Below are 18,114 nucleotides of genomic sequence, written 5' to 3'. Positions count from 1 at the left end.
GCACGTGAGCAGAGTCTGGAATTTCAGCGCCGGTCCGGCAGCCTTGCCACAGGCGGTACTTGAACGCGCCCAGCGCGAGATGCTGGATTGGAACGGTAGCGGCGCCTCGGTGATGGAGCAGTCCCATCGCGGCAAGCGCTTCATCGAGATGGCCGCACAGGCCGAAGCCGATCTGCGCGCGCTGCTGGCGATTCCCGCCGATTACGCCGTGCTGTTCCTGCAAGGCGGCGCAACCCAGCACTTCGCGCAGATCCCGATGAATCTGGCCGGTGCCGGCGACAGCGCTGACTACATCGTCAGCGGCCACTGGAGCGCAAAGGCGGTCAGCGAGGCGGCGACTTATGTGCGAGTGAACGTGGCCGCCAGCGGTGAGGCCGATCACTATCTGAAGCTGCCGGCACGAGAAAGCTGGCAACTCGATCCGCAGGCCGCCTATGTGCATTACACGCCGAACGAGACGATCCACGGCGTGGAATTCCACAACATTCCCGATGTGGATGCGGTGCCGCTGGTGGCGGACATGTCCTCGAACATCTTGTCCGAACCGCTGGATGTCTCGCGCTTCGGGCTGATCTACGCTGGAGCGCAGAAGAACATCGGCCCCTCCGGCTTGGTGCTGATGATCATCCGCCGCGATCTGCTGCAGCGGGCTGGTCGGCCGATGGCGAAGATCTTCCGCTACGCCGAGCACGCGGCGAACGATTCGATGCTCAACACGCCCAATACCTGGGGCTGGTATCTGGCTGGGCTGACCTTCCAGTGGCTGCAGGAGCAGGGTGGCATTGCGGTGATCGGCGAGCGCAATCGCGCCAAGGCCGAGCTGTTGTATCAGGCCATCGACGGGTCGGGTGGTTATTACCGCAGCCCGGTCGAGCCGTCTGCGCGTTCACGCATGAACGTGCCATTTACCCTGCACGATGCCGCGCTGGATACGGCGTTCCTGAAGGAGTCCGAAGCCGCGGGTCTGCTTGCGCTGAAAGGTCACAAGGCGGTGGGAGGTATGCGTGCCTCGCTGTACAACGCGGTGTCGCTGGAAGCCGTGAAGGTGCTGACAGCATTCATGCAGGACTTTGCCCAGCGTCACGGCTGATTGGCCAAGGAGGCTATCCTCGGGCATGATGCCTGTCCATCATTTGGACTTCTTTACTTCCAGGCGGCTAAAGCATGACCGACGAAAAAACACCGTTGAGCGAGATGCGCGAGCGTATCGACAGCATCGACCGGCAGATCCAGCAGCTGATTTCCGAGCGCGCGAACCATGCGCAGACGGTCGCGAAGGTGAAGGGTACCGGGCTTTCGGCTATCGACTATTACCGCCCCGAACGCGAAGCCCATGTGCTGCGCATGGTGGTGGATCGCAATAGCGGCCCGCTTTCCGATACCGAGATGGTGCGCCTGTTCCGCGAGATCATGTCGTCGTGCCTGGCACAGGAAGATCCACTGAAGATCGGCTTTCTCGGGCCGGAGGGCACGTTCAGCGAGCAGGCCGTACGCAAGCATTTCGGCCACGCGGCTTACGGCCTGCCGCTGGGCAGCATCGAGGAAGTGTTCCAGGAAGTTGCCGCCGGCCACGCGGATTTCGGCGTAGTCCCGGTAGAGAACTCCGGGCAGGGCATGATTCAGGTCACCTTGGACATGTTCCTCACCTCCGAAGCCACCATCTGCGGCGAAGTGGAGTTGCGCGTGCACCAGTGCCTGCATTCGCAGGCCGGCAAGCTGGAAGACGTCAAGCGGGTGTACGCGCATGCGCAGTCGCTGCAACAGTGCAAGACCTGGCTGCGCATCAATCTGCCGGGCGTCGAATGCATCGCGGTCGGCAGCAATGCCGAGGCTGCGCGGCTGGCCCGGCATGCCGATGACGCCGCGGCGATTGCTGGCGAAACCGCCGGCAAGATTTACGGCCTCAAGACCGTGGCACAGGGCATCGAGGATCGCGCCGACAACACCACCCGCTTCCTGGTGATCGGCCGTTCGCTGTTTCCACCGTCGGGCAACGATCGCACCTCGCTGCTGATCACCGTCAACGACAAGCCCGGCGCGCTGTACGACGTGCTCAGCCCGTTCGCCAAGCACGGCATCAGCCTGAACCGGATCGAGTCGCGGCCGGCGCATACCGGCAAGTGGCAGTACGCGTTCTTCATCGACGTCTCCGGCCATATCGACGGCGAGGCGTTGCAGGCCGCCGTGCATGACATCGGTGAGTCGTCGGCGACGATACGCGTGCTGGGTTCCTACCCGGTCGCGTTGCCTTGAGCCGCATGGAGGCAATGGATTGAATCGTCTCGACTGGAGCAGCCGACCGGGCCAGCCTCTGCGCGGCAGCGTGCGCGTGCCCGGCGACAAGTCGGTTTCGCATCGCGCCCTGATGCTGGCTGCAATCGCCGAAGGAGAGTCGCGCATCCGCGGCTTCCTCGAAGGCGAGGACACCCGCGCCACGGCCGCCGTGCTGGCACAGCTCGGCGTACGCATCGATACATCATCAGCAGGCGAGCGCGTGGTACATGGTGTCGGCCTGCATGGCCTGTGTGGTTCATCGTCACCATTGGATTGCGGCAATGCTGGCACGGGCATGCGCCTGCTGACTGGCTTGTTGGCCGGGCAGGCGTTCGACAGCACGCTGATCGGTGACGCCTCGCTATCGAAGCGGCCGATGCGGCGTGTGACCGATCCGCTGACCTTGATGGGTGCGCGCATCGACACACATGACGGTCTGCCGCCGCTGCGAGTGCACGGTGGACAGCCGCTGCACGGCATCCGTTACGAACTGCCGGTCGCCAGTGCGCAGGTGAAGTCCGCCCTGTTGCTAGCCGGCCTGTACGGCATTGGCGACACCGAGATCCTCGAGCCGCACCCGACCCGCGACTACACCGAACGCATGCTGGCCGCATTCGGTTGGCCGATTACGTTCGAACCGGGCCGCGCGAAGCTGCAAGGCGGCCATACCTTGCACGCCACCGATGTGGACGTGCCCGCCGATTTCTCTTCGGCGGCCTTCTTCCTGGTCGCCGCCAGCATCGTGCCGGGCTCCGAGCTGCACCTGCCGGCGGTCGGCCTGAATCCGCGCCGCACGGGACTGTTGCATGCGCTGCGATTGATGGGCGCGGACATCACGATCGAGCACCAACGCGAAAGTGGCGGCGAACCGGTCGGCGATCTGCTGGTGCGCCACGCACCGCTGCATGGCGTCGAGCTGCCCGAGGCGCTGGTGCCCGACATGATCGACGAGTTTCCGGCGCTGTTCATTGCCGCCGCCGTCGCCAGCGGCAGCACGGTCATTCGCGGCGCCGCCGAATTGCGGGTCAAGGAATCCGATCGCATCGCGACGATGGCTTCTGGTCTGCGCGTGCTCGGTGCACCGATCGAGGAAACCGCGGACGGCGCGATCATCCACGGCGGCAAGCTCGGTGTCGGCAGCGTGGAAAGCCATCTCGACCATCGCATTGCGATGAGCTTCGCGGTGGCCGGGCTGGTCGCGAGCGGTCCGGTACGGATCAACGACTGCAGCCACGTCGCCACCTCGTTTCCCGGTTTTCTCGAACTGGCCAATGGCTGCGGCTTCGCGTTACAGGATGTGGGCTGACCTGCCCGCGCGGGTGCATGTATCGTTGCGGTCACGCTTGTCGCCTGGTTGAAGGATTATCCATGTCCAACGCTGTGCCCCCATTCATCGTCGCCATTCCTGCCCGTTACGGCTCGACTCGCCTGCCGGCGAAGCCGTTGCGCGAGATCGACGGTGTGCCGATGGTGGTGCGGGTGGCGCAACGCGCATTGCAGGCCGGCGCGAGCCAAGTGGTAGTGGCGGTGGACGACCAGCGCATCGCCGATGCACTGGCCGGGCTAGCAGGGGTGCAAATCTGCATGACCCGCAGCGACCACGCCTCGGGCAGCGACCGCCTGGCCGAATGCGCAGCGCACTATGGCTGGGCCGATAACAGCATCGTGGTGAACCTGCAGGGCGACGAACCGTTTGCGCCAGCCGCCGGCATTCGTGCCGTGGCGCAGGCGCTGGCCGGCGACGATGCGCCGATGGCGACCCTGGCCACGCCGATCATCGATGCCGAAGAGTTGTTCGATCCGAACGTGGTGAAACTGGTGCGCACCGTCAGCGGGCGGGCGCTGTACTTCAGCCGGGCACCGTTGCCATGGGCGCGCGATGCGTTTGCCGTCGATCGGCAGACATTGCCGTCTGGCTCGCCGTTTCTGCGGCATATCGGCATCTACGCCTATCGAGCCGGATTTCTGGATCGCTATACCCGCCTGCCGCGCACGCCGCTGGAACAGACCGAATCGCTGGAGCAGTTGCGCGTGCTGGAACACGGCCATGCGATTGCCGTGCGGCTGACCCCCGAGCCGTTTCCGCCCGGCATCGACACGCTGGCCGATCTCGAACGCGCCGAGCAGTGGTTGCGCACGCAGCATTGAGCCTCCACATCGGTCGGAGACTCATCCGCACCGCTAGAATCCATCCATGCAGCCCGCGCAACCGCCACCCTTCGACGGCAAGGCCTTCGTCAGCACGCTAACGTCCTCGCCCGGGGTCTATCGTCATTTCGACGCCGCCGGCGATCTGCTGTACGTGGGCAAGGCCGGCAACCTCAAGAAGCGCGTCGGCAGCTATTTCCTGAAGCCGCGGATGGAGCCGCGCATCGCCGCGATGGTGGCGCAGATCGCTCGCGTCGAGATTACCGTGACGCGCACCGAGGGCGAGGCGCTGCTGCTGGAATCGCAGCTGATCAAGTCGCTGAAACCGCGCTACAACATCCTGCTGCGCGACGACAAAAGCTATCCGTACATCTACCTGTCCGGTGGTGAGGACTATCCGCGACTGGCATTCCATCGCGGCGCGAAGAACCTGCCGGGGCGCTACTTCGGGCCGTATCCAAGCACCTATGCGGTGCGCGAAAGCCTCAGCCTGATGCAGAAGCTGTTCAAGGTGCGCCAGTGCGAGGACAGCTATTTCCGCAACCGCTCGCGGCCGTGCCTGCAACACCAGATCGGCCGTTGCACCGCGCCGTGTGTGCAGTTGATCAGCATCGACGATTACCGCAGTGATGTGCGTCATGCCGAGATGTTTCTCGAAGGGCGCAGCAATGCCGTGATCGACGAGCTGGCCAAGGCAATGGAGCAGGCCAGCAAGGCGCTGCAGTTCGAGCGCGCGGCCAAACTGCGCGATCAGGTCGCCGCCCTGCGCCAGTTGCAGGCGCAGCATCACGTGCACGGTGCCAGCGCCGACATGGATGTGATCGCCTGCCGCATCGAAGCGGGCATGGCCTGCATCAGCGTGCTGTTCTTCCGCAACGGCATCAGCCTCGGCACGCGCGACTTCTTCCCACGGCTGCCGCTGGACGCTGAACCCGCCGACGTGCTGACCCAGTTCATCGCGCAGTACTACTTGGACCGGCCGGTGCCGCGCGAGCTGATCCTCGGTGAGACCCTGGTCGACCAGCAGATCCTGGCCGAGTTGCTGACCGAGCATGCCGGTCGCGCGGTGGAATTGAAGTCCAGCGTGCGCGGCGATCGCGCGCAATTCCTGCAGATGGCCGAGCGCAATGCACAGGCCTCGCTGACCGCCCGCCTGGCCAGCCGGCAGACCTTGGGCACGCGCTTCGATGATCTGCAGAAAGTGCTGGAGCTGGCGGCGCCGCCACGACGGATCGAATGTTTCGATATCAGTCACACCATGGGTGAGCTGACGGTTGCTTCGTGCGTGGTGTTCGGGCCGGAAGGGCCGGAGAAGTCGCATTACCGGCGCTTCAATATCGCCGGCATCACGCCCGGTGACGACTACGCCGCGATGCATCAGGCGCTGGCCCGCCGCTTCCGCAAGGTGGCGGAAGGCGAGGGCGTGTGCCCGGACGTCCTGCTGATCGACGGCGGCAGCGGGCAGGTGGCGCAGGCGCTGGACGTTTTGAAGGAACTTGGCGTCAGCGGCATCGAGGTGGTTGGCGTGGCGAAGGGACCGGGTCGGCGGGCCGGCGAGGAAACGCTGGTGCTTGCAGACTCCGGACACGAACTGCATCCCGGTTCATCATCGCCAGCCTTGCATCTGGTTGCCGCCGTGCGCGACGAAGCTCATCGCTTCGCGATCAGCGGTCATCGCAAGCGTCGCGAAAAGGCGCGTGAGCGCAGCGTACTGGAAGATGTGCCCGGTATCGGCGCACGCCGGCGCTCGGCGTTGCTCAAGGCGTTTGGTGGCATGCAGGGCGTGGAGAGCGCTGGCATCGAGGAGCTGATGCAGGTCAAGGGTATCGATCGCGGCCTGGCTGAACGCATCTATGCCAGCCTGCACGGCTGAGCATAGGCGCCCGCCGTTACTCGGCAGTGACGCGATGACGTGCGAAACTGCGACAAATCACTGGAACAAATCATGCGTATCAACCTGCCGACCTGGCTGACTTTGTTTCGCGTCGCGCTGCTGCCAGTCATGGTGGTGGCGTTCTATCTGCCGTTCCCGGGCCACAACATCACCGCGGCGATCGTGTTCGTGCTGGCGGCGTTCACCGACTGGCTGGACGGTTACCTGGCACGGCGGATGAATCTCACTTCGGCGTTCGGCGCGTTTCTCGATCCGGTTGCCGACAAGTTGATGGTGGCGGTGACGCTGTTCCTGCTGGTCGAGTCCCATCACAGCAACGGCTGGTCTGGTGTGGTGATGGCGGTGACTGCTGCGGTGATCGTGGGGCGCGAAATCAGCGTGTCGGCGTTGCGCGAATGGATGGCCGAAATCGGCATGCGTGCCGCGGTCAAGGTCGCCTTCGTCGGCAAGCTCAAGACTGTGATGCAGATGGTCGCGCTGGTGGTGTTGATCGTGCAGCACGAGAAGGAAGCCACGGCGCTGCGCCTGTACCACATCGGCGAGGCCTTGCTGGTGATTGCCGGCGTGCTCACGATCTGGTCCGGCCTGTACTACCTGCGTGCGGCATGGCCGATCCTGCGCGGTGATACGCCGTCACAACCATCCAGCGGAAATGACGATGCGTGAATGCCATGATGCCGGTGTGATCGATACGGGCTTGACGATCTGCATTCACGTATTAGAATGCGCGGCTCCAATGCGGGAATAGCTCAGTTGGTAGAGCACGACCTTGCCAAGGTCGGGGTCGCGAGTTCGAGTCTCGTTTCCCGCTCCAGTTTTTCTGCAAAGCCCTGACCTGTTCGGGGCTTTGTCGTTTCAGTGCTTGGGCGCGATTCGCGCGGGCGGCGAATCGGATCGATAAAAGGCGGTCACGGCTATTCACAACCGTCATCGTTCTGTTATCATTCGCCGCTCAGATGCGGGAATAGCTCAGTTGGTAGAGCACGACCTTGCCAAGGTCGGGGTCGCGAGTTCGAGTCTCGTTTCCCGCTCCAGATTTCAGCAAAGCCTCGGCCCACCGGGGTTTTGTTTTTTAAAAGCACCTGCGATCATCATGATCGCGATGCATCAAGCAATGGCCTGGTGGCAGAGTGGTCATGCAGCGGCCTGCAAAGCCGCGTACGCCGGTTCGATTCCGACCTAGGCCTCCATTGCGTAACAGGCTGCGACCCAGCCCCAAAAAACCCGCCTGAGGCGGGTTTTTTTGTTGCCTGAAATTGGCCCACGCATGTGCAGCTCAATGCGCAGTCCAGACGTCGCCAAATTTGTTGAACTACTCGACGGCTGGGGCTTGAGCGTCAGAGCTGGCGGCTGCCTTCACCGAATGGCTGGTCGCAGCATGCACGGTTAATCGCCTTTGGAAATCGGTTACGGTCAGCGGCCTGTCTAGCATGACCTTCTGCTGCCAGGTCTCGCGCCTTCAGCAATGGTGGTCATGCCCAGACGACGGCCGACATCGACGATGAGGCCAACCAGTGGATCGGCGACGGAGGTTGCAGCGCACTGATGAATGCCTGGTCGATTTTCAGTTCATCCAATGGCAATTGCTGCAGATAAGCCAGCGATGAATAGCCGGTGCCGAAACCATCCAGCGCCAGTCGAAATCCGATCGTCGACAGTCTGTGCTGCGTCTGCATCGCCACATCGAAATCAGCGAGCATGGCGCTTTCGGTCAACTCCAGAGTCAATTGGGACGGATCGATGCCAGCGCTGGCGACTTGCGCCTCGGTGTGCTGCACGAATTGCGGGTGGGTGATTTGTCATGGGCCGACATTGGCCGAAATGCGCTCGCCAAAATCCACACCGAGCCCTTACCAGTCCTGGAACAGCCACAACGGGCTTCGATTGATCACGTTTTGCGGTTTTTGCGGGAAAAAAGCACGTTTTATTGCTCGAAGCCGTTGGCGACGCCGCAAAAATCCCCTACATTCAACCTGCCGCGAGGCATCCAAACATTCCATCAATCATTGACGACGGGGAAATCCATGGCAAAGACGCAGAAGGCAGCAGTCAAGAACAAAGCAGCACCCAAGGCGAAGGCCGCACCTGCCGCTCCCAAGCCGATCAAGGAAGCCTTGAGCAAGTCCGGACTGGTAGCGCATATCGTCGAGGCGAGCGGTGTCGTTGCGAAGGACGTGCGCGCTGTAATGGCCGCGCTGGAAGGCGCTGTCGCTGGATCGGTGCACAAGAAGGGCTCCGGTTCCTTCATGCTGCCTGGCCTGCTGAAGATTTCCGCTGTCAGCGTGCCGGCCAAGCCGAAGCGCAAGGGCATCAATCCGTTCACCAAGGAAGAGCAGTGGTTCGCCGCCAAGCCGGCGTCGGTCAAGGTCAAGATCCGTCCGCTGAAGAAGCTGAAGGACGCTGCAGCCTGATAGTTCTGACCCACTCCAACGAGAGTATGTCATCAGAGTGCGACGGCTTTGTCCGTCGCACTTTTTGCATGTGCAGTGGAAAGATTCTGCTCTTGGCGAAACGCGCTCGGCGTAACGCTTGGTGCTTGGTGCCCGGAGCGGGGGTCGAACCCGCATAGCCTTGCGGCCGAGGGATTTTAAGTCCCTTGCGTATACCAGTTTCGCCATCCGGGCTGGATGTTGAAGCATCCTGCAGACAGGGCTGCAGGCGGCGCGAATCGTAGCATGCACGCCGAGCTCGCTCAGCGCGCTGTGTGGGTCAGAGCAGGCTCTTGAAGATGTGGATGCCCGCGCTGTACTCGCCGATGATCGTGCCCACGCTGACTAGGAAGAAGTTCAGCAGGGTGCGCGCGACGCGGTTCTTCCACCAGCCGCTCCAGTGCACGATGTCGTCGCGCAAGGTGTCGAAGTCGACCACGCGCGGGCGACGCACCCAGGCTTCGGCCATCGCACTGATGCCACCAGCGGGAATGCCGGGACGAAACGGTTTGATCGGTGCGGCGATGAAGGCGGCGAGAATGCTGAGCGGATGACCGCCGGCGGCCAGCGCGCCGAGCGCAGCGAAGCCGCCAGTGAACAGCACCCATGACATCAGTGCTTGGGTGCCCAACGCGGCATTGCGATGAAAGGCGAAGGCAATGGCGGCAAACACCAGCAGCACCACGGCCGCGGCCAGCCATTTCGGCCAGCGTGCCTTGGGCGGCGTGGCGGCCAGTTCGGCGACCTTGGTGGCCGGATCATCCTGCTGTGTGCGCAGCAGTTCGCACAAGCCCTTGAGGTGGCCGGCACCGATCACCACCAGCACGCGGCGTGGCTCGCTGGTCGCCGAACGCATCGCGTCCTCGCGCAGGCGTGCGGCCATGAACGCGTCGCGCTCGCTGATCAGGCTTTGATACAACGGCTGCGATTCGCTGGCGAATTCGCTGAACGCGCTTTCCAGCAAGTCGCCTTGCTTGAGTTTCTCGATCTCGCCCTGTTCGATCTCTTCGCGCTCGAACACGCTGGCCAGCAAGCCGCCGAGCAGGCCGAAACGCTGCAGAAAGCCGACGCTATGCCAGGCGCGCTTGAGCGTGGTGCCGACCTCGCGATCGATCAACCACAGCGGCAGGCCGCGCTGATCGGCGCCATCCATCGCCGCCTTCATCTCGGCACCGGGCTGGATGCCGGACTGATCGGCCAGGCGTTTCTGGAACGTCGACAGCACCAGGCTGGCGGCGACCATGCCGGCCTTGCCCTGGCGGATCACCTTGAACAGGTCCATCTGCTTGAACGCTTCCGGATCGCGCATGCTCTGCGCGCGGCTGTCGCAAAGTTCCACCGCCACCGCATCGAAATGCTCATGCGCGAGCAGCGCCTCGACCGCGTCCACGCTGCTGCGCGAGACATGCGCGGTGCCCAGCACCACATATTCCACGCCGTCACGCTGCACGCGTTCGATCGGCTGGCCCTGCAGGGCAGGCAACAGGACAAGGTCGGTTTCGGGAACACTCATGCGATCAGCAGGCCGGTCTCAAGGGGAAATCCAAGCATGGGGACGCCCGCCATGCGGAACAAGCCGCACGAGTGCGCGACTTCAGTCACGAAAACGCCGGAGCAGGTCGGCATACGCGTCGATGCGGCGATCGCGCAGGAACGGCCAGATCCGCCGCACGTGCTCGCTGCGCGCCAGGTCGATCTCGGCCAGCAACAGCTCGCGACCATCGGTGCCGGCTTGTGCAAGGAACTCACCCTGCGGACCGGCGACGAAACTGGAACCCCAGAACTGGATGCCGGCACCGACAGCAGAGGGATCGGCTTCGTAGCCTGTGCGGTTGCACGACAGCAGCGGCAGCCCGTTGGCTACCGCGTGGCCGCGTTGCACCGTGATCCATGCGTCGCGCTGGCGATCCTTCTCGGCCTGCACATCGTTCGGGTCCCAGCCGATCGCGGTAGGGTAGAGCAGCAGTTCGGCGCCGGCCAGCGCCATCAGGCGCGCGGCTTCCGGATACCACTGATCCCAGCACACCAGCACACCGAGCCGGCCAACCGAAGTGTCGATCGGCTCGAAACCGAGATCGCCCGGCGTGAAGTAGAACTTCTCGTAGAACGCCGGATCGTCCGGGATGTGCATCTTGCGGTACTTGCCGGCGATCGCGGCCGAGCGATCGAACACCACCGCCGTGTTGTGATACAGCCCGGTAGCGCGCTTCTCGAACAGCGAGGCGACCACCACCAGCTTCAGCTCCTCGGCCAGCTTGCCGATGCGCGCGGTGCCGGGGCCGGGGATCGTCTCGGCCTGGTCGAAGATCTCGACCGATTCGTGCTGGCAGAAATACGGGCCGTTGTGCAGCTCCTGCAGCAACACCAGCTCGACGCCGGCGGCGGCAGCTTCACGCAGGCCGGCCTCGATCGCGTCGAGGTTGGCGTTGCGGCTGCCGCGGTCGGTTTCCTGCAGCAGGGCGACCTTGAGGGTCTTGCGGGTCATCGGCTTCGATCCTGACTTGGCTGTTCGTACTGGCAACCGGCGGAGTTTAGCGGATGCCGAGAAAACTCAGGCCAGACCAGCCGGCAACTGCATGGTGATGCAGTGCAGGCTGCCGTTCTGCCAGATCAGCGGGCGGCATTGCACCTGCACGATCTCGCGGCCCGGATGGGCGGTGCCGATGATGCGTGCGGCCTCGTCATCGGCCGGGTCGTCATAGGCCGGCACCAGCACGGCACCGTTGACGATCAGGTAGTTCGCATAGGAGGCGGCGAGCCTGCGGCCTTCGTCGAGGCCGCTTTTATCAAGGATCGGCTTCGCCCACGGTAGTGGGTATAGCTCGTATGGGCGGCCATCGACGGTGCGCAAGGCGGCCAGTTCGACGCCCATCCGCTGCAGTTCGTCGTGATGCGGGTCGCTGATGTCGTCGCAGGCCTGGAACACGATGCGCTCGCCTGGCGCGAAGCGCGCCAGGGTGTCGATATGCGCGTCGGTGTCGTCGCCTTCGAGATAGCCGTAATCCAGCCACAGCACGCGTGCGGCGTGCAGGCTGTCACGCAGGATCGCGCTCATTTCCTCGCGCGACTGCTCGGGGTGACGCTGCACCAGGCAGCGCCAGGTGGTGAGCACAGTGCCCGCGCCATCGCTCTCGATGCCGCCGCCTTCCAGCGCCCAGTCGATGCGCTTGTGCGCGGCATGGCCGAACACGCCGGCGTCGACCAGCCCGGCGATCAGCGCGTCGTCCTGCTCGGCGCCGAACTTGCCGCCCCAGCCGGTGAAGCGGAAGTCGGTGAGCTGGAAGCTGGCATCGCCGGCTTTCAGCGTGATCGGGCCGGAATCACGCAGCCAGGTGTCGTCGTACGGCAGTTCGACGAAGCGGATGCGGGCGAGGTCGACTTTGGTGTTGCGCAGCAGGGTTTCGACATGGGCTTGCAGTTCGCCGTCGGCGACAACAACGATCAGTGGCTGAAAGCGGGTGACCGCTGCCGCCAGCGCCACATAGGTGGTTTCCACCGCGGCCAGGCGCTCAGCCCAGTCGGTATCGGCATGCGGCCAGGCAATCAGTACCGCGGCCTGCGGTTCCCATTCCGCCGGCAGGCGCAAGGAGGGGTCGGTCATGCGAGGGATCTCATGCAATGGAAGAGGGCACCAAGTAGGGTGCCGACTGCAAATTGTACGACGTGACTGGCGCGCACACTAAAACGCGGCCCGTGTTGCCACGGGCCGCGTCGTCGAAAGCTAGGGTCAGTTGACGGCAGCCGGATTGGTATTGTTGCCCGCCGGCGTGTTGAGCACGGAATGGATCACGTGCTCATGCTCGAAGTACACGATGAAGTTCGAGTACTCCCAGCGGTTGATCTGCGGGTGCTTCTTGGTATCGCCACCGCGTGGCGACAGCTTGCGTTGCGGCGCGCCGTACTTGCGCTCAACCTGGCTCATGCTCATGCCGCGACTGGGCAGGTTCATGCCGTTTTCCTGCTGCACGCGGTGAATCAGCAGATTGTCCCCGTGCTGAGTTGCCTGGGCCGCCTGTGGCGCAGCAAAACCGGCAGTAGCGGCCAGCATGACGATGATCGGCAAACTGCGTGTGAACTTGACCATGGCTCCCCCTCTCCATACAAGGCTGTATGCGGCGTCGTTGTAGCAGAACTGCTTATGCTACGCCATGCCGGTTTGTGCCGATTGCGATGGGTTCGGCATTCGACCACCGCGTGGGCATAACCAGCTGGTTCGTCGAGAATAGCGCCATCACCGCTATCATGGGCGGCTGCGAGCGATTGCCCGCCCGGTTTGGATACGGCTTTTCATGATTTCCTTTCGACATTTTGCCTTGCGCCGCGGCACTCGCCTGCTGCTTTCCGATATCGACCTGGTGATCCAGAGCGGCTGGCGCCTGGGCGTCATCGGTCGCAACGGCTGCGGCAAGTCCAGCCTGTTCGCTGCCCTGCAGGGCAAGCTGGAGAGCGATGCCGGTGAGCTGGACATGCCAGCCAAGCTGCGGCTGGCCTCGGTGGCGCAGGAGACTCCGGCACTGCCAGACGCAGCGATCGACTACGTGCTGGGCGGTGACGAGGAACTGGCCGCCGCGATGCGCGACGAGGCCGAGGCCGGCGAACGCGGCGACATGGAGGCGATGGCGAAGGCGCATCACCGCATCGAGGAACTGAACGGTTATGACGGTCGTGCGCGGGCCGGCCGCCTGCTGCATGGCCTGGGCTTCCCGCCGGAAACGCACGAGCGCGCCGTCAAGGAATTCTCCGGCGGCTGGCGCGGGCGTCTGAACCTGGCTCGCGCGCTGATGTGCCCGTCTGATCTTTTGCTACTTGACGAGCCAACCAATCATCTCGATCTCGACGCCGTGCTGTGGCTGGAGGAATGGCTGCGCCGCTATCAAGGCACCTTGCTGATCATTTCGCATGATCGTGAATTCCTCGATGGCGTGATCACCCATACGCTGCACCTCAACGACGGCAAAGCGACCCTGTACACCGGCAACTACAGCGCGTTCGAACGCCTGCGTGCCGAGCAGCTACGCCAGCAGCAGATTTCGCATGAGCGCGCGCAGGCCGAGCGAGCACATCTGCAGTCCTTCGTCGACCGCTTCAAAGCCAAGGCCAGCAAGGCCAAGCAAGCACAGTCACGGATGAAGCGGCTGGAGAAGATGGCTGGCACCGAGGCAGTGCGCGCAGAACGTCCTTTCAGCTTCCAGTTCCCGGCACCGGGCCGGCTGCCTGATTCCATGCTGCAACTGGAAGACATCAACGCCGGCTACCCGAACCGCGATGGCGATGGCCTCAACATCGTCCTGCGCGACGTCCGTTTCAGCCTGGAGGCGGGCGATCGAGTTGGCCTGCTCGGCCCCAACGGCGCCGGCAAATCCACCCTGGTGAAGACCCTGGTCGGCGAGCTCGATCCGTTCAGCGGCGAACGCAAAGTGCACAAGGATCTGAAGATCGGCTACTTCGCCCAACACACGGTGGAGAGCCTGCGCGAAGGCGCCAGTCCGCTCGATCACCTGATGGACAAGGCGCCGGGCGTGGCCACCCAAGTCATGCGCGACTTCCTCGGCACCTGGAATTTCGCCGGCGAACGCGCGTTCGAATCGGTCGACGGCTTCTCCGGCGGCGAGCGGGCGCGTCTCGCGCTGGCGCTGATCGCGTGGGACAAGCCGAACCTGCTGCTGCTCGATGAGCCGACCAACCATCTCGATCTGGACATGCGTGAGGCGCTGGCCGATGCGCTGGCTGACTTCGACGGCGCACTCGTGCTGGTCTCGCATGACCGCCATCTGCTCGGCATGGTCTGCGACAGTTTCTGGCGCGTCGCCGACGGCGTGGTGGAAAGCTTCGACGGCGATCTGGACGACTATGCCAAATGGCTACGCACACGTGGCACGGCCAACAAGAAGGCCGCGAAGGCTGGTGCAGCGGCCAAGCCGGTGGTCAAGATCGTGCCGGAGGAAACGCCGGAGGAGCGCCGCCGCAACGCGGCCACCCAGCGCGAGAACGAGAAGACCTCGCGCCAGCGGGTGAAGCGCATCGAAACCCGCAACGCCACGATCGACACCGAACTGGCGGCGCTGGAAGTCCAGTTGGCCGATCCGGCGACCTATAACGGCCCGACCCAGGAAATGATGCGGCTGGGGCAGCGTCAGACCGAACTGCGCCGCGAGAAGGAAGCGCTGGAAGCGGAGTGGCTGGAACTGTACGAACAGCTGGAAGCGTAGGAGACGGCGGTGAGCGCGAAGCCGGAGCAATCATTGCAACTGTGGCTGCCTGCGCTGGCGCATTTCGAGCCGGATCATCCATTGCGCGATTGGTTGGTTCGCGCTGACCGGTTGAGCGATGGCCATGTAGGCTACCTGGGCGGCCTCAGCGACTACTTCCCGGGCATCGATGCCAGCTTGCCCGCAGCGGCGATCACCCGCGAATTTCTCGCTGGCGATGCGGCCGATGCCACCTGGTTGTCGGCTGATCCGGCCTGGGTGCAGCCCGACATGAACGGTGTACGGCTGCTGGCCTGCGGCCAGTTGCAGTTGAGCATGGATGATGCGCAAGCCTTGGCCGAGCCGCTGATATCGGTATTCGACGAAGCTGGCCTGCAACTGAAAATTTCGACGCCGGATCGCTGGCATCTGAAGTTGCCTGTCGACACCGCGCTGCCCAGTTTCGCGGCGCCTGAGCAGGCGCTCGGCGAAGACCTTTCGCAGCACCTGCCGCAAGGCGCGGAAGGGCGACGCTGGCGCGTGCTGCTCAACGAGGTTCAGGTGCTGCTGCACCAGCATCCAGTGAATGCGCAGCGGCGCACACAAGGTCTGGCACCGGTCAACAGCCTGTGGCTGTGGGGTGGTGGCAGCCTGCCGGACCCGCTGAAAAGCTCTCTGCATGGCGTGATCAGCGACGACCTGCTGCTGTGCGCGCTGGCCCGACGTGTCGATATGGCACAGCAGGCACGCGCGCCAGAAACCGTGGCTGCTGCAAGCTCAGGTTGGCTGATCGACCTGCAGGATCTGCCGGCAAGCGAGATCGCATCGCACTGGTGGCCGACGTTGCAGTCGCTTCTCGGTCGTCAGTCGGTCGTGCTGCATTTCGCCAGCGCCGAGCGCTGGCAGCGCAAGCCGTGGCATCGCTGGCGCATCTGGCGTGGGGCGGGGCGTTGAGCAGGTTGCAGTTGCGTCGACGCGCGAGCAACGGCTTGCCCAGTGGCTGGCCCGACTCGGTGCATCCGGTCTTGCAACAGATCTACGCTGCCCGCGGTGTGCTGACTCCAGCGGAGGTAGAACACCGACTGGCCCGGATGCTGTCGCCGCAGTTGCTGGGTGGCATGACACAGGCCGTCGATTTGCTGGTTGAAGCAATTCGTGACGACTGGAGCATCCTGATCGCGGGCGATTACGACTGTGACGGCGCCACCGGCACCGCGGTGGCCGTGCGTGGCCTGCGCCTGCTTGGTGCGAAGCGGGTGAGCTATGCCATCCCCAATCGTTTCGTGCATGGCTATGGGCTGAGTCCTGCGCTGGTCGCATCACTGCAGCCGACGCCACAGCTGATTGTCACCGTCGACAACGGCGTGGCCAGCGTGGCCGGCGTGGCCGCGGCAAAAGCACGTGGCATCCGCGTGATCGTGACCGACCATCATCTGCCGGGCGAGCAGTTGCCGGCGTGCGATGCGATGGTCAATCCGAATCTGCTCGGCGATCCGTTTCCGAGCAAGATGCTGGCCGGCGTGGGCGTGATGTTCTATCTGCTGCTGGCCCTGCGTGCGCGCTTGCATGAGCAGGGTGCGTTCAATGGTGCAAAGCCGGATCTGTCGGTGCTGCTCGACCTGGTTGCACTGGGTACGGTGGCCGACCTGGTGCCGCTGGATTTCAACAACCGCGTACTGGTCGAGGCTGGGCTGCAACGCATCCGCAGCGGCCGGGCCTGTGTCGGCATCAGCGCGCTGGTCGAGTCCGGCAAGCGCAGCGTGGCGACGCTGTGCTCCAGCGATCTCGGCTTCACCGTCGGTCCACGTCTGAATGCCGCTGGTCGATTGGAAGACATGCGCCTCGGCGTCGAATGTCTGCTCACCGACGACGTGGCACAGGCTCGCCGTTATGCCGAGCAGCTCAGCGCGATCAACCTGGAGCGCCGCGACCTGCAGGCGTCGATGGTGGCCGAGGCCGAGCAGATGGTGGTCGGCATGACCGACATCGACGCGATCGGCGTGGCGCTGTACGAGCCGTCATGGCATGCCGGCATCGTCGGCCTGGTCGCGTCCAAGCTGAAGGATCGCCTGCATCGCCCGGTGATCGCGTTCGCTCCGGCCAGCGAGGACGACACCGACAACCTGCGCGGCTCGGCGCGCTCGATTGCCGGCTTCCATATCCGCGATGCGCTGGCAGCGATCGATGCACGCCACCCCGGTTTGATCGAACGCTTCGGCGGCCACGCGATGGCGGCCGGACTAAGCCTGAAGACCTGCGACTATCCGCGTTTCGCGGCAGCATTCGACGCGATCGCGCGCGAGTTGCTCGACGCCGAGCGGTTGCAGGCTGTGCTGTATACCGACGGCGAATTGCCACCGGGTGCCGCTTCACTGGCGCTGGCCCGGCAACTGCGCCATGCCGGGCCGTGGGGGCAGGCGTTCCCCGAGCCGCTGTTCGACAACCTGTTCGAATGCGCCAGCTGGAAAGTGATGAGCGAACGGCACCTGCGCTTACAGCTGCGTGACCCGCGCGACGGCAGCGTGCATGACGCAGTGATGTTCAATGCGTATCAGGGCCAGCCACCGCCGCCGTACCTGCGCGCCGCCTACGAGTTGACCATCAACGACTGGCAGGGGCGCGAAACACCACGCCTGTTGTTGCGGCATATCGAACCCGCCTGAAGAGCGCCCCCTTCCGCCTGCGGCACCTTCCCCCGCAAGTGAGGGAAGGGATTCCAGGTGTTTCACTTGCACGTTTTTCACGTGGCCTGATCCAAGCTGGCGACAACCCTGCCCATGGAGAACGCTCGTGATCGCACAGATCGAAGGATTGCCTGCCGGTACGCTGGGTTTCCGCGCCCACGGCCAGGTCACCGCTGCCGACTACGAAAACATCATCGTGCCGGATGTCGAGGCGGCGTTCGCGCTCAACCGCAAACTGCGGCTGCTGTATGTCACCGCCGAGGATTTCACGGGCTTCGACCCCGGCGCGATGTGGGACGACGCCAAGCTGGGCATGCGCCATTTCAGCAGTTGGGAACGTATCGCCCTGGTCACTGACGTGGGTTGGCTGCGCACCGCTGCGACGGCGTTTAGTTTTGCCGTACCTGCACAGGTTCGCCTGTTCCACGGTGCCGAGCTGACCGAAGCCACGCACTGGATAGCTGAAAAGCAGACAGCCTAGAACGCTGGCTCATCGG

General features: G+C 64.0%; 16 protein-coding genes and 4 tRNA genes. 14 read left to right on the top strand and 6 right to left on the bottom strand.

Annotated features, from left to right (window positions below; translation table 11 throughout):
• Positions 1-4 precede the first annotated feature (4 nt).
• From serC to IE071_RS06195, 9 genes are all read left to right on the top strand, one after another.
• Positions 5-1,090, top strand: coding sequence for a 3-phosphoserine/phosphohydroxythreonine transaminase (serC, locus tag IE071_RS06235; RefSeq protein WP_189440227.1), 1,086 nt, complete (start codon positions 5-7; stop codon positions 1,088-1,090).
• 74 nt (positions 1,091-1,164) lie between these two features.
• The gene (gene pheA, locus IE071_RS06230; protein ID WP_189440226.1) at positions 1,165-2,253 is read left to right on the top strand and encodes a prephenate dehydratase; all 1,089 of its coding nucleotides are present in this window, start codon (positions 1,165-1,167) and stop codon (positions 2,251-2,253) included.
• A 19-nt stretch (positions 2,254-2,272) separates the two neighbouring features.
• Positions 2,273-3,580 carry a 3-phosphoshikimate 1-carboxyvinyltransferase gene (aroA, locus tag IE071_RS06225; RefSeq protein ID WP_229792775.1) on the top strand — a complete coding sequence of 436 codons (1,308 nt, stop codon included), beginning with the start codon at positions 2,273-2,275 and terminating at the stop codon, positions 3,578-3,580.
• A 62-nt stretch (positions 3,581-3,642) separates the two neighbouring features.
• A complete protein-coding gene (kdsB, locus tag IE071_RS06220; RefSeq protein ID WP_189440224.1) occupies positions 3,643-4,422 on the top strand; it encodes a 3-deoxy-manno-octulosonate cytidylyltransferase in 780 nt (259 codons plus the stop codon).
• A 46-nt stretch (positions 4,423-4,468) separates the two neighbouring features.
• Positions 4,469-6,295, top strand: coding sequence for an excinuclease ABC subunit UvrC (gene uvrC / locus IE071_RS06215; protein ID WP_189440223.1), 1,827 nt, complete (start codon positions 4,469-4,471; stop codon positions 6,293-6,295).
• 72 nt (positions 6,296-6,367) lie between these two features.
• Entirely contained in the window at positions 6,368-6,982 is a 615-nt protein-coding gene (gene pgsA, locus IE071_RS06210) for a CDP-diacylglycerol--glycerol-3-phosphate 3-phosphatidyltransferase (protein WP_189440222.1), read from the top strand.
• A gap of 72 nt (positions 6,983-7,054) precedes the next feature.
• Positions 7,055-7,130: transfer RNA gene (locus IE071_RS06205), tRNA-Gly, on the top strand.
• A gap of 144 nt (positions 7,131-7,274) precedes the next feature.
• Positions 7,275-7,350, top strand: a tRNA-Gly gene (locus IE071_RS06200).
• 82 nt (positions 7,351-7,432) lie between these two features.
• A tRNA-Cys gene (locus IE071_RS06195) sits at positions 7,433-7,506 on the top strand.
• A gap of 282 nt (positions 7,507-7,788) precedes the next feature.
• On the opposite strand, the gene IE071_RS15835 is transcribed toward IE071_RS06195, so the two are convergent.
• Positions 7,789-8,094: an EAL domain-containing protein gene (locus IE071_RS15835; RefSeq protein ID WP_229792774.1), complete on the bottom strand. Its 306-nt coding sequence runs from the start codon at positions 8,092-8,094 to the stop codon at positions 7,789-7,791.
• 246 nt (positions 8,095-8,340) lie between these two features.
• Between IE071_RS15835 and IE071_RS06185 the strand changes: the two genes are divergently transcribed.
• Positions 8,341-8,727, top strand: coding sequence for an HU family DNA-binding protein (locus IE071_RS06185; RefSeq protein WP_189440221.1), 387 nt, complete (start codon positions 8,341-8,343; stop codon positions 8,725-8,727).
• 126 nt (positions 8,728-8,853) lie between these two features.
• Here the strand turns inward: IE071_RS06185 and IE071_RS06180 are convergent.
• From IE071_RS06180 to IE071_RS06160, 5 genes are all read right to left on the bottom strand, one after another.
• A tRNA-Leu gene (locus IE071_RS06180) sits at positions 8,854-8,940 on the bottom strand.
• An 85-nt stretch (positions 8,941-9,025) separates the two neighbouring features.
• Positions 9,026-10,258 carry a TraB/GumN family protein gene (locus tag IE071_RS06175; RefSeq protein ID WP_189440220.1) on the bottom strand — a complete coding sequence of 411 codons (1,233 nt, stop codon included), beginning with the start codon at positions 10,256-10,258 and terminating at the stop codon, positions 9,026-9,028.
• Positions 10,259-10,339: 81 nt separating this feature from the next.
• Positions 10,340-11,230 carry a carbon-nitrogen hydrolase gene (locus IE071_RS06170; RefSeq protein WP_189440219.1) on the bottom strand — a complete coding sequence of 297 codons (891 nt, stop codon included), beginning with the start codon at positions 11,228-11,230 and terminating at the stop codon, positions 10,340-10,342.
• A gap of 66 nt (positions 11,231-11,296) precedes the next feature.
• Positions 11,297-12,346: an agmatine deiminase family protein gene (locus IE071_RS06165; protein WP_189440218.1), complete on the bottom strand. Its 1,050-nt coding sequence runs from the start codon at positions 12,344-12,346 to the stop codon at positions 11,297-11,299.
• Between the two features lie 126 nt (positions 12,347-12,472).
• Positions 12,473-12,829 carry a hypothetical protein gene (locus tag IE071_RS06160; protein WP_189440217.1) on the bottom strand — a complete coding sequence of 119 codons (357 nt, stop codon included), beginning with the start codon at positions 12,827-12,829 and terminating at the stop codon, positions 12,473-12,475.
• A 205-nt stretch (positions 12,830-13,034) separates the two neighbouring features.
• On the opposite strand from IE071_RS06160, the gene IE071_RS06155 reads away from it, so the two are divergent.
• From IE071_RS06155 to IE071_RS06140, 4 genes are all read left to right on the top strand, one after another.
• Positions 13,035-14,954 (top strand): ABC-F family ATP-binding cassette domain-containing protein, encoded by a 1,920-nt coding sequence (locus IE071_RS06155; protein WP_189440216.1) that lies wholly within the window; start codon positions 13,035-13,037, stop codon positions 14,952-14,954.
• 9 nt (positions 14,955-14,963) lie between these two features.
• Positions 14,964-15,887, top strand: coding sequence for a phosphoglycerate mutase (locus tag IE071_RS06150; RefSeq protein ID WP_189440215.1), 924 nt, complete (start codon positions 14,964-14,966; stop codon positions 15,885-15,887).
• A complete protein-coding gene (gene recJ / locus IE071_RS06145) occupies positions 15,848-17,596 on the top strand; it encodes a single-stranded-DNA-specific exonuclease RecJ (RefSeq protein ID WP_229792773.1) in 1,749 nt (582 codons plus the stop codon). Before IE071_RS06150 ends, recJ begins: the two co-directional genes overlap by 40 nt.
• Before the next feature lie 127 nt (positions 17,597-17,723).
• Positions 17,724-18,098: a SpoIIAA family protein gene (locus IE071_RS06140; protein WP_189440214.1), complete on the top strand. Its 375-nt coding sequence runs from the start codon at positions 17,724-17,726 to the stop codon at positions 18,096-18,098.
• The last annotated feature ends 16 nt before the right edge of the window (positions 18,099-18,114 follow it).

Source organism: Rhodanobacter panaciterrae (assembly GCF_014651895.1).
Lineage (GTDB): Bacteria > Pseudomonadota > Gammaproteobacteria > Xanthomonadales > Rhodanobacteraceae > Rhodanobacter > Rhodanobacter panaciterrae.
This window is presented reverse-complemented; position numbering and strand designations above follow the sequence as displayed.